Annotated in this window: 10 protein-coding genes; 5 read left to right on the forward strand and 5 right to left on the reverse strand. The window is 35.8% G+C overall.

Going from position 1 to position 12,286, the window contains the following annotated elements:
- Nucleotides 1–82: 82 nt before the first annotated feature.
- The 5 genes from LK994_RS06655 (at nt 83) to porN (ending at nt 7,187) form a co-directional block, all read left to right on the forward strand.
- Nucleotides 83–2,161, forward strand: a complete 2,079-nt coding sequence (locus LK994_RS06655; RefSeq protein WP_229762116.1) for a thioredoxin domain-containing protein — start codon at nt 83–85, stop codon at nt 2,159–2,161.
- 147 nt (nt 2,162–2,308) lie between these two features.
- Complete coding sequence (porK, locus tag LK994_RS06660) at nt 2,309–3,601, forward strand: T9SS ring complex lipoprotein PorK/GldK (RefSeq protein ID WP_229762117.1); 1,293 nt, start codon at nt 2,309–2,311, stop codon at nt 3,599–3,601.
- Nucleotides 3,602–3,759: 158 nt separating this feature from the next.
- On the forward strand, nt 3,760–4,518 hold the full coding sequence (porL, locus tag LK994_RS06665) for a type IX secretion system motor protein PorL/GldL (protein WP_229762118.1): 759 nt from the start codon (nt 3,760–3,762) through the stop codon (nt 4,516–4,518).
- A gap of 78 nt (nt 4,519–4,596) precedes the next feature.
- Complete coding sequence (gene porM, locus LK994_RS06670; protein WP_229762119.1) at nt 4,597–6,117, forward strand: type IX secretion system motor protein PorM/GldM; 1,521 nt, start codon at nt 4,597–4,599, stop codon at nt 6,115–6,117.
- A 20-nt stretch (nt 6,118–6,137) separates the two neighbouring features.
- The gene (gene porN, locus LK994_RS06675; RefSeq protein ID WP_229762120.1) at nt 6,138–7,187 is read left to right on the forward strand and encodes a type IX secretion system ring subunit PorN/GldN; all 1,050 of its coding nucleotides are present in this window, start codon (nt 6,138–6,140) and stop codon (nt 7,185–7,187) included.
- Between the two features lie 50 nt (nt 7,188–7,237).
- Here the strand turns inward: porN and uvrC are convergent, their stop codons facing one another.
- The 5 genes from uvrC to LK994_RS06700 form a co-directional block, all read right to left on the reverse strand.
- On the reverse strand, nt 7,238–9,043 hold the full coding sequence (gene uvrC / locus LK994_RS06680; protein WP_229762121.1) for an excinuclease ABC subunit UvrC: 1,806 nt from the start codon (nt 9,041–9,043) through the stop codon (nt 7,238–7,240).
- A 24-nt stretch (nt 9,044–9,067) separates the two neighbouring features.
- Complete coding sequence (locus tag LK994_RS06685) at nt 9,068–9,664, reverse strand: hypothetical protein (RefSeq protein WP_229762122.1); 597 nt, start codon at nt 9,662–9,664, stop codon at nt 9,068–9,070.
- Between the two features lie 150 nt (nt 9,665–9,814).
- Nucleotides 9,815–11,038: a hypothetical protein gene (locus tag LK994_RS06690; RefSeq protein WP_229762123.1), complete on the reverse strand. Its 1,224-nt coding sequence runs from the start codon at nt 11,036–11,038 to the stop codon at nt 9,815–9,817.
- Between the two features lie 28 nt (nt 11,039–11,066).
- Nucleotides 11,067–11,642: an RNA polymerase sigma factor gene (locus LK994_RS06695; protein ID WP_229762124.1), complete on the reverse strand. Its 576-nt coding sequence runs from the start codon at nt 11,640–11,642 to the stop codon at nt 11,067–11,069.
- A gap of 144 nt (nt 11,643–11,786) precedes the next feature.
- A complete protein-coding gene (locus LK994_RS06700; protein WP_229762125.1) occupies nt 11,787–12,284 on the reverse strand; it encodes a heme-binding domain-containing protein in 498 nt (165 codons plus the stop codon).
- Nucleotides 12,285–12,286: the final 2 nt, after the last annotated feature.

The raw sequence follows: 12,286 nt of genomic DNA on the forward strand, positions 1-12,286 counted from the left end.
CCTCGTATAAGTTTGTTGATGGTACATTTGTATCAACAAAAAATCAAATTCCGGAGACGTTCATCCTTCGGGTAATCCTTTTATGTCTCAGCAAATTCCCAATAGGTTAATCAAGGAAACAAGTCCTTATCTTTTACAACATGCATACAATCCGGTGGATTGGTACGCATGGGGAGAGGAGGCGTTGCAAAAAGCAAAAGAATCAGACAAACCCATATTAGTAAGTATTGGTTATTCGGCTTGTCATTGGTGTCATGTAATGGAACATGAAAGTTTCGAAAATGCAGCAGTAGCCAAAATAATGAACGATCATTTTGTCAATATAAAAATTGACAGAGAGGAAAGGCCTGATCTCGACGCTATTTATATGGATGCAGTGCAGGCTATTTCGGGCAGCGGAGGGTGGCCTTTAAATGTGTTTCTGACCCCTGATAAAAAACCATTTTATGGGGGGACTTATTTTCCTCCGGTAAATGCTTTCAATCGTTCATCATGGACAGAGGTACTGCATGGAGTGGCGCAGGCATGGAAAGATAGAAAGCATGAGATAGAATCGCAGGCAGAAAATCTATTGGCTTATCTGCATAAAACTAACGATCTGGCCCAGCCGAAAAATATCGTACCAGATCAAACCGAAAAAGTATTTGACAAAAGTCATTGTGATACTATTTTCAATAATATCATGGTTTCGGCAGATAAGGAGTGGGGAGGCTTTGGCAGAGCACCCAAGTTTCCGCAAACATTTACTATTCAGTATTTATTGCAATATTATCATTTTACAAAAAATGAAACTGCATTGACACAAGCTATTTTGTCAATTGATAAAATGTTGCAGGGGGGTATCTACGATCATTTGGCCGGAGGCCTTGCCAGATATAGTACAGATGCGGAATGGCTGGCCCCTCACTTTGAAAAAATGTTATATGATAATGCGTTACTTGTAAATGTATTATGCGATGCGTACCAGATCACAAAAAGTGAAAGATACAGAGCAGCAATAGAAAAGACAATTTCATTTGTTCAACAAGAATTAATGAATAGTCAAGGAGGTTTCTATGCGGCGCTTGATGCAGATAGCGAAGGGGAAGAAGGTAAATATTATGTCTGGCAAAAACAAGAAATAGATAATATTTTGGGTGAAGATGCGGCTATTTTTTGTGAATATTTTGATGTATCTGAAGAAGGGAATTGGGAGCACAAAAATATCCTCAGAATTTTATTGCCGACGGAGGAATTTGTGAAAAAGCATGATCTTACAGTTTCTGCGTTTAACGATTTAATTGAAAATAGCCGGCAACGATTACTGGAGTTTCGCAATACCAGGGTGAGGCCGGGATTGGATGATAAGATCATTTTAAGTTGGAATGCTTTAATGCTTCATGCTATTGCCAAAGCGGCAGCAGTATTGCAGGATGAGCAGTATTATATATTAGCGAAAAACAATTACAACTTCATTATAAAAAACTTCAAAAAGGATAACGATTCTTTTGAGTTGTATCATACTTGTAAAAATGGTATTGTAAAATACCCGGCTTTTTTAGATGATTATGCCTATTTCATACAGGCATGTATAGCGCTTTATGAGCTGACATTTGATCCTGCGTATTTACATACTGCACATAATTATTGTAATTATGTCATTGAGAACTTTATCGACGAAGAAAATGCATTCTTTTACTTTACAAATCTGCACCAAACAGATGTTGTTATCAGGAAAAAAGAAATATACGATGGAGCCATGCCTTCCGCAAATGCGATAATGGCAAAAAACATTCAGCATCTTGCATTGGTTTACAATAATTCGGAATGGGGAAAACAGGCAGAATTGATGGTAAAAACGTTAAAGGAAATGGTTGTCAAATATCCTACTTCATTTGGCAATTGGGCAATGTTGATCTTTGGTTTGGTTACAAGCATCAATGAAATCACTGTAAGTGGGCCTGATGCAGGCTTTTGGGGCAAACATATTCATAAAAATTATATACCAAATAAGGTTTTGATGTGTGCGGTTGATGGTGATAATGACTTCCCTATTTCAACAGGCAAATTTTCGAAAAGTTTAACATTTATTTATTTGTGTAAAAATTATATGTGTCTAGCTCCTTTCACCAGTGTTGAAGAATTAATGAAAATCATTGAAAAGACTGATTATTTCGAATGATCAGGCACAATATTTTCATCCAAATACCGTTTCACTTGGACGTGATAATGCAAACGTTATCGCAAAAATATCCTAATTAAGTAGTGAAATTTGTTCGGAAACGAAAATAATCATTACATTTGTTCATTAACTCTCAATGTTATAACAATGAAGAATCGGTTGCTAATTCTTGTGGCGGTAGTCTCTATCGCATCGTTATCAAGTTGTAAAATGCTTGGTAAAAATAAGAAAGGTAAAAACTTACCTAATGACGGGCAATTACATGGTGTTGCTCCGGCATCACACTGGAGTTTACCAAAACCTCCCGGAATGGTGTATATCCCACCAGGAACTTTCCACATGGGGCCTAGTGATGAAGATGTTAACTATGCCTATACTGCACGTAACAAACAAGTGTCTATCAGTGGTTTTTGGATGGATGCTACAGAAATTACCAATAATGAATATCGTCAGTTTACCTATTGGGTAAGAGATTCTATTGCTGCAAAGCAAATGGGATATATCAAACAAGGTGCTGATGGTAATGAATATATAGATTGGAAGAAAGCTGCTACTATTAAATGGGGTGATAAAGCAACGTTGGAAAAGATCGATGCTATGATCGTTACACCGGACAATAGGATTTTTGGTAAAAAAGAACTAGACCCGTCTAAGATCGTTTATCATTCAGAAATATTCGATTATAAAGAAGCTGCTAAAAGAGAAAACGCTTCTGTTCCCCGTTCAAAATTTATCGTAAAAAAAGATATCATGGTTTACCCGGACTCTTTGTCATGGGTTAGAGATTTCTCTTATTCTTACAATGAGCCAATGGCTAAAAAATATTTTAGTCACCCTGCATTTGGTAACTATCCTTTGGTGGGTGTAACCTGGAAGCAAGCAACTGCTTTTTGTGAGTGGAGAACTCATTATTTGAATTCTTTCCTAGAGAGCAAAAAACGTTCTGCTGAATCTGATTTCAGATTACCTACAGAAGCACAATGGGAATATGCTGCTCGTGGTGGCCGTTCTCAAGCTCAATTTCCTTGGGGTGGTCCTTACTTAAGAAATAGAAAAGGTTGTTTGTTAGCTAACTTCAAACCTGGTCGTGGAAATTATCCAGAAGATGGAGGTTTTTACACTGTAAGAGCGGATGCATATTGGCCAAATGATTTCGGTTTGTATAATATGGCCGGTAACGTATCAGAATGGACTTCTTCTCTATATTATGAAGGTGGTTATAATTTTCAACATGATATGAATCCGGATATTCGTTGGAATGCAAAAGATACTGATCCTCCACGTATGAAACGTAAGGTAGTTCGTGGTGGAAGCTGGAAAGATGTTGGGTATTTCTTGCAAACCAGTACTCGTAACTATGAGTATCAGGATACATCGAAATGCTATATCGGTTTCCGTTGTGTGATCGATTTGCCTCCGTCTCCTAAAGGTAAAAAATAGAAGAAAAGAAGAAGTGTTTCCAAAACTAACAATGCATTTTGCATAACTTATGAACCTTGTTCATTCGTGTGGATGGCTGTGTGTGTAATGTATTAACGATTGCTTTTAAATTAAAAACTATAATAACTCTCAATCAAAAAATCTAAATTTTAAAAACTATGGCAGCTGGTCAATCTCGTCCAATCGATCGTATTCTTAACATTTTTGTTTCTGCGGCTGCAGTGCCGGTATTACTAGGAGCACTTTTCAAAATCACCCATGCTCCGGGTGCTGATATCTGGTTAAAAATTGGTTTATATACTGAGTCTGTGATCTTCTTAGGATATGCATTATTATATGTGTTTGCTCCTCCTCCAGAAGCTCCAATGCCAGCGGCTGCTGCTGCTGAAAGCGGTAACCCTGCCTTAAAAAGTATGGACAAAATGTTACAGGAAGCAGATATTACTCCTGCAAACATGAAAAAATTAAGCGAAGGTTTCCAAAAATTAGGTGCTACTGTAGGTGGTATGACTGAAATTGGAGATGTGGTAAAATCTACCAGCGATTTTGGAGCAAAAACTAAAGAAGCTACAGCTGCAATTGGTTCAATGTCTACAGCATTCACTAATAGCGCTAATACAATGGCTTCGTTCAACAATGCATCTGAAAGTGCAAGAGGGTTCCACGAACAAGTTCAGGTATTGACTAAAAACTTAGGTTCTTTAAATACTATTTATGAATTGGAATTGAAAGAAAGTAACAATCACCTTAAAGCATTAAATGGCTTCTACGGTAAAATGGCTGAAGCTAGTCAGGCTATGATGAGTAGTGTTGATGATGCAAATAAAGCAAAAGAACAAATTGGTGCTTTGGCTACTAACTTGGGTAAATTGAACTCAGTATACGGAAATATGCTAAGTGCAATGCAAGGAAGATAATATTGTCAATTGACGATTGTCAATTTTCAAGATGGATTCAACAATATTCAATTAACAATATCAAAATATTAATTATTTATGGCTTTACCTAAAGAGCCCCGGCAGAAGATGATTAACTTGATGTACCTGGTACTAACAGCCTTGTTAGCCATGAACGTATCAAGTGAAATCTTAAATGCCTTTAAAGTGGTGGATAAAAGTTTGATCAATTCAAACTTGAACCTTACCAACGCAAGCTCAACTTTATACAAATCATTAGAAGAAAAGTTAACGGATCCTAAATCAGCAGAAATGGCTAAAGTTTGGCAACCAAAAGCCGAGCAAGCACATAAACTGGCTGATGAAATGGATGCTTACTTAAACGATCTTAAAAAAGAATTGAAAGTAGAATCAGGGTTGGCATTAGTTGACGGAAAAGAAACTTTCAAAGAAGATAATCTTGATGCTGCTACACGTTTATTTGGTGATGGCGAGCACGGAAAGAAAAAGGGTCCTGAATTAAAACAAAAATTGGAAGATTTTAAGAAAGCTATTCTTGCAATAGATCCTGAAATCAAAGAAAAATTTGAACAAAATTTTCCAGTAGATGCTTCTCCTCCAATTGGTCAGGATGGAACAAAAAAAGATTTCACCAATGCATATTTTCATATGACGCCTACGGTGGCTGCATTAACTATTTTGAGTAAATTTCAAAATAATATCAAAAATGCTGAAAACCAGGTAGCTTCATTTTGTCACAGTAAAATTGGTGAGGTAAAAGTTCGGTTTGATAAATTCGGTGTATTAGTTGGGCAAAGTTCTAACTACTTAATGCCAGGTCAGGAATTGGAAGTTACTGCAGGTGTGGGCGCTTATAGCTCTGCTGCAGCTCCTCAAATATCTATAGGTGGTTCATCTGTAGCCGTAATAGATGGTAAAGGAACTTACAAAACTACTGTTAGTGGTGCAGGCTCAAGATCTATTCCGGTAACTATTCATTATAAAGATCAGAATGGCGTGGATCAAACTGCTACTTCTGAAGTTAAATATGTAGTGGGTACTCCGGGTGGAGCAGCTATCATGCTTGACAAAATGAATGTGTTTTATATTGGTGTACCAAACCCTATTACCATTTCATCAGGTACAGGTTGGGATAAAACAACTGTTTCAATGACAGGTGGTACCCTTAGCGGAAGTAACGGAAACAGAGTAGTATCTGTATCAACTCCGGGTAAAGCTACCATCAATGTAACTGCTGACGGTAAAACAAGCAGTTTCGAATTCAGAGTAAAAGAAATTCCTAACCCTGTATTTAAAGTAGGTCCGGGTGGAACAAGAATGGCTTCTGTTGCCTTTAAAAATCAACAGTTCTGTCGTGCTGATCTGGAAAACTTTGACTTCGATGCAAGATTTAGTGTAGTAAGTGCCACTGTATATTTCTCTGGTGCAAACTTTGGTAATGTGCAAACTGCTACATTAACAGGAAACAATCTTAGTTCGTTAAGTGCGTATATGCAACGTTGTGGTCCTGGTAGTGCTATTACATTTGATAATGTAAAAGTTCAAGGCCCGGATGGTAAGCAACGTACAATTCAAGGTGTTGGTATTGTGTTATATTAATTTTGTAAAAAATTCGTGCTATGAAGAAGCATTTGGTTAAATATTTTTTGATTTCTTTTTGTTTGTGTTTAGTCGTAAATATAGCGGATGCACAAAAGAAAGGTCGTTCTGCTACTAAGCGTACCGGTACGACGACCCGTAAAACAACTAAATCAAAAACAAAGGCAAAGATATCTCCTACTGCAAGCGTTGACTCTTTGGCAACAGCTGTAGTAGCTCCTGCACCTGCTGCTGCTCCTCCTACAGTTGATAGTTTACCTATCAGAGTAGTGAAAAAATCTCTTCGCAGAGATGAGGCGGTAGATTCAAAGGATATTAAAGATAGATTGCCTTTGGATTACGAACATTTAAGAGTAGATGATGCCGTTTATCGTCAAAAAATATGGAGAGAGATTGATGCAAGAGAAAAGATCAATTTGCCATTCATGTATGCTGCTGATGAGAATAATGGTAACCAGCGCTTTATTTCTATCTTGATGAAAGCAATACAAGATAGTGCTGTTACAGTTTTTGATGCGATTGATGATAGATTCACCACTCCATTAACTATTTCTCAGGTTGCTCAGAAAATTTCTGGTGGTAAAGTCTCAGTACCTATTTTTGATTCATTAGGTGTTCAAACTGGTACAAAAGAAATTACTGCGGAAGTTAACTTAGATTCTTTCTACAAATTCAGAATTAAAGAAGAGGTTGTTTTTGATAAGGAAGCATCTCGTTTATTCTGGAGGATCTTGGGTATAGCTCCTGTAAAAAGTGTTGTTGTAGGTTCTACCGGTGTTGTGTTGGGTGAAACGGAATTATTCTGGGTGTACTATCCGGATATGAGACCAATTTTTGCTAAATACGAAATTTACAACGGTAAAAACTTTGGAGCAAGAATGAGTTGGGAAGAATTATTCGAAAGTCGTATGTTCAGTGGTAGAATTATAAAAAGTACCATCGATAATCCGTTTGACAGACAATTTAAAGAGATGCCAGGACTTAAGGAAAATGGTGTTTTCCAATTGTTAGAAGGCGAACGCATTAAAGAAAAGATATTTAACTATGAACAGGATTTGTGGAGTTATTAATCCTGTTGTATAAAATAACATTACAGCCCATTCATTTTTGAGTGGGCTGTTTAGATTTTATGAAGTCCGGCGAATAAGATGCCCGCTTTAGATGCACCTATTGTATCTGCAAGCTCTGCCTCTGTCAAAAGCTTTATTTTCTTTACTGATTTATATTTTTTTAATAAGGTATCAATAGTAGATTTTCCTACTCCGGCTACTTGTTCCAGTTCATTTTTAAAAGTTCCTTTACTGCGTTGGTTTCTATGAAATGTAATGCCGAACCGATGTACCTCGTCTCTAATTCTTCGGATGAGCTTTAGTCCTTCATTATCCCACGCCAATTTTATAGATTGACTATCTCCGGGGAAAAAGATCTCTTCTTCATTTTTTGCTAATCCAACAACTGTTGTTTTACCTGCAAGGCCTAAACTGTTAATACTTTGCATAGCAGCGCTTAACTGTCCCTTTCCGCCGTCAATGATCACTAATTGAGGGATTGGATTCTTTTCTTCTAAAACTCTTTTATAATGCCTGTAAACAGCTTCTGTCATAGTCGCAAAATCATTAATGCCTTCAACTGTCTTTACATTAAATTTTCTATAATCATTTTTGCTGGGCAATCCATTTTTAAAACACACCATTGCCGAAACAGGGTAACTCCCCTGGAAATTAGAGTTATCAAAGCACTCTATGTGCGAAGGAAGAGAGCTTAAATGAAGATCTTTTTGTATCTGGCTCAATATACTGTTCATCTCTTCCGACGTTTTACTTTCTACATGCAGTATTTTTTTTCTTCTCAACTCTTCCTTAAAGTAGTTCACATTTTTTTCTGAAAGCTCGAGTAATTTTTTCTTATCTCCGGCCTTGGGAACCGTAATGATGATATCCTTTTCAGGATAATCGATTAAAAAGGGTACTATGATCTCTTTTGTAGTACTGCTAAAAGTATTTCTTATTTGAGCTATTGCAAATATCAACACATCACTGGCGGGTTCATCCAGATTCTTTTTGAGGATTGTGGTTTTTGTTTGGACGATTGTCCCGTTACTGATAGCAAGATAATTGACATAAGCTGTATCACCCTCCTCTAAAATACTGAATACGTCTACATCTCCTATATTATTATTTACAATGGTTGATTTAGCCTTGTATTGATAGAGGTAATCGATCTTATTTTTTATCTGGGCCGCTTTTTCGAATTCTAACAACTGCACATACTCTTGCATCAATACTTTATAATGTTGAATTACCGGTTGTAAATTTCCTTTTAAAATACTTTCCAGTTGTTGTAGGCCATCATTGTAATCTTCTGCGCTTTGTAGTCCTTCGCAAGGACCTTTGCAATTACCTAAATGATACTCCAAACAAACTTTGAATTTCTTTTTTTCAATATTTCTGCTTGTAAGATTGAGTTTACATGTTCTAAGTAAAACAGTTTGTTTAATAAAAGCAAGTAGTTCTTTGGCATTTTCTACTGAAGTGTAAGGCCCAAAATATTTTGAGCCGTCATTTATTTTTTTCCTTGTAAAAAAAACTCTTGGGAACGGTTCATTTTTGATAACGATGTAAGGATAAGTTTTATCGTCTTTTAAGTTAATATTAAAAACAGGTTGAAACTGTTTTATTAAAGAGTTCTCAAGTAAGAAAGCATCCTGTTCATCATTAACAATGGTAAATTCTATTTTAGTGATTCGTTTTACAAGCTCTCTGGTTTTTGCATTGTCTATAGTTTTTGAAAAATATGAACTGACTCTTTTGCGTAAACTCTTTGCCTTACCAACATACAGCAATTCACTGTCAGCATCAAAATATTTATATATTCCGGGCTGAAGAGGGATAGTGCCAGCAATCGAGGAGAATTCTTTTTGGGTCATTGTAATGCATCATTTAATCGAATATCAAAAACTCCAGATGATTTCCTCTTCTTTCATTATTTCAGAAGATTCATCCGGCTTGGTTTCGATAGAAACAATTTTTGCATATTTACCTGTTTGCCAGGTAAGTTGCTGAGTAATGTTTTTCTTGCCTTCTTTAAATTCTTTTACAAGATATATTTTATTCACTACTCCCGTTTCTGGATTTACATATACATCCCAATGATGTAATTGAACGGAGTCGGGCAATTGAGCAATAGGATCATAAGTAAAAGTGATCGCATTAATGCTTAAGTCGCTAAATTTTGTTTCCTTAAACAAGGATGTAAGATTTGTTTCATTGATTTCAGAAGACATAAAAGGTTGTAAAAATTTACGCAGCTCATCCTTTTTCAACCACTGAGAGTCCATTTTTTCCTTTACGGTTATCTTATACAAAGGAGTGATTGGCAGAGAGTCTATTATTGTTAATTGTCCTTTTAAAAAAGATGTGACAGGGAAAAAAGAATCTGCTTTTTGTTTTTGTGTATCCTGTTCAGCGAATGCTTTTGTTTGCTTTTTTTGTGTACAGCAAAAAAGTGAGGTTAGGATTACTGCGGCAACGGCTAATTTAATTTTCATTTTTCAAAATTAGCGTAAAGTATAGTAAAATAAAAAAGCCTCTGCAGGGTACGAAGCAGCGGCTTTTTAAATATTAACTACTATGAGATATTACTTAAACGTAATATCAAATAAAAAATTGTGTGATGAGAGGAATTTTATCGGAAGGTTTTATTGTAATACTTTACTTACACCTAGTTTAACACCATAATTGGCAAGATTTTCATTTATTATGAAGTTCTTATTGTATGTAGGCATAAACTGATAACGGAATTGAGGCCCTAATTGCCAGGTTAAACCATTGATTTTGTATGTAATAAAAGTTTCAAATCCGGCATTCAGGTTCCAATTATTAAGCATCGATGATTCTTTGATGTAGCTGGCTTTTCCGGAAGCCACTGTATAGGCATTTCCTCCTCCAATTACGTATGTAGGTTGTATTGTTGCTCCTATATCCCAATGCAATCTGTCTTTTCCAAGTAATTTTAATTCTACACCAACTGGTAAGGATAATTGATACGTTTCATTATTAAGTTTTACCGGCGCATAGATATTATTTGAGGCATAAAAATCCGGATTTTGATATCCTTGCGTATTATAGTTGGTATAATTAAGTTGTAATCCGGTTTTTAGTTTGAGCTTTTTAAATATGGCATATTGCATAGAGGCACCAACTTCTAAACCAACTGAAGGCTTTTGTGCAGATGAATTGTCTTCAAAATTTTCAGTTCCATAAACAACTGAAGGAGCGGCATAAATCTGCAAGCCCAATTTTCCTTGTTCTTTTTTTGAAGTCAAATTATTGTTTTCAATTGAGGCATTTTCCAAATTTCCTTTTTCATCTGTTTCAAGCAGATTTCTGACAGGTATAATTTTTGTCAGTTCAGGATTTTCCGCAATTGCTATCGTATGAGTAGTTTTTGGGCTGGCATATTCTTTTGCTGATGTTTTATTAATGTTCAGCTCAGCTGTATTGATCGATCTTGTATTAATAGGATGTATTGATTGTTGCGTATGTACTTTAACAGAGACTGGCACAATCGATTGTGGCGTTGCTGTATTGTTTGCAGATGAGATATTTTCTTTTGTAGAAGTAACTTTAAAGTTACTTGCTACTATTTCGGAACTGTTATTAGTAGATATTTTATGCTCAGAAGATATATTATTTGCAGCGATTTTACCAGATTGATTTGGAGTTACTTCACTATTGGTATACCCAATCAGCATAAGTAATGCGATCAATACAATACTCATGGTTAATGAAGGCCAACGACGGCTAGGGTGCATATTGTTGTATATGCTATGCCACACTCTTGCAGAGGGGTACATTTTAAACTCATCTGCTTTTTCCCGAAGCATGCGTTCAAAATTGTCTGTGTTCATTCTTCTTTCCATCTGGCAAAAACTGGTTGTTTAATAAGGTTTATTTAGCAATAGCCGTCAATAGTTTTTTTTCTTTTGGTTTTGACAAAATTCTCTTTTTTATTAGAATGTCTTCAAGCATAACCTTAGCTCTCGTGTATTGCGATCTGCTTGTACTTTCTTCAATGTCTAACAAATAACCGATCTCCCGGTGTGAATATCCTTCAATTGCATAAAGATTTAATACAGTACGATATCCAAGAGGTAACAATCGTATGCATTCAACTACTTGTTTTGCCTGTATGATGGATGTAACGCTTTCTTCTTTTATGTGGAGGCCTTGTGCATGGGAGATATCTACGCAATCAGAAAATTTCTTATTTTTCTTCAATACGTTTATGCAAGTATGAACAATAATTCTTCTTATCCAGCCTTCAAGAGCACCTTCGTTTCTATATTGATGTATTTGTGAGAAAATCTTAATAAATCCTTCCTGCAACATGTCTTCTGCATCTTCTCTGTTTTTTGCAAACCTATAACATACCCCTAACATGCGGGGGCTGAATCTGGCATACAAAACTTCCTGAGAAGCAGCGTTATTATTGAGACATCCGGCAAGCATCTGCTCTTCGGTCATATAAATATTTTAGACTATAAATATAGACAAAATACTTTTAAGTATTGCTGCTTTTGAGAAAGTGTTTAAAAGTTGAGGCTAGTAAAGGGGAAAATTTTATTTTATTGTATATCAATTATTTGTATATTAAATAATAAAATAACTTTATTTTTTAACAAGACTGTCTGCCGGGTATTGCGCTTTCATTTGAGCTCTCAAACCTGTAGCCCAATCTATCAGCAATTTTTTTTGCCCATCGCTTAATTTGGCATCTGTATGGATCAGTGTATAAGATGACAAAGGCATTTCATCTTCTTTTACTTCTTTAATTATTTCATCAAATTTTTTATACTGCCTTCTTATTCTGTATGATGCAAATTCGCTGAAATTAAGTTCTTTCTTACCTTCTTGTATGTGATTGTTGAGCCACCAATCTACAGGTTGAAAACTGGCATACCAAGGGTATTTGGTACTGTTACTGTGACAATCATAACAACTTGTCTGCAGGATATTTTTAACGCTGTCCGGAACAGAAAAAACTGTAGCGATATCTTTTATGACCCCATCTTGTTTTGTATCCTCATTTTTGGCGGGATGAAAGAACTGAATGATAACAAATGCACACAATAAAATCAGTAAAAAAACTTTGATCTTTTTTTTCATAA

The sequence above is a fragment of the Ferruginibacter lapsinanis genome, from assembly GCF_020783315.1.
GTDB classification, from domain to species: domain Bacteria; phylum Bacteroidota; class Bacteroidia; order Chitinophagales; family Chitinophagaceae; genus Ferruginibacter; species Ferruginibacter lapsinanis.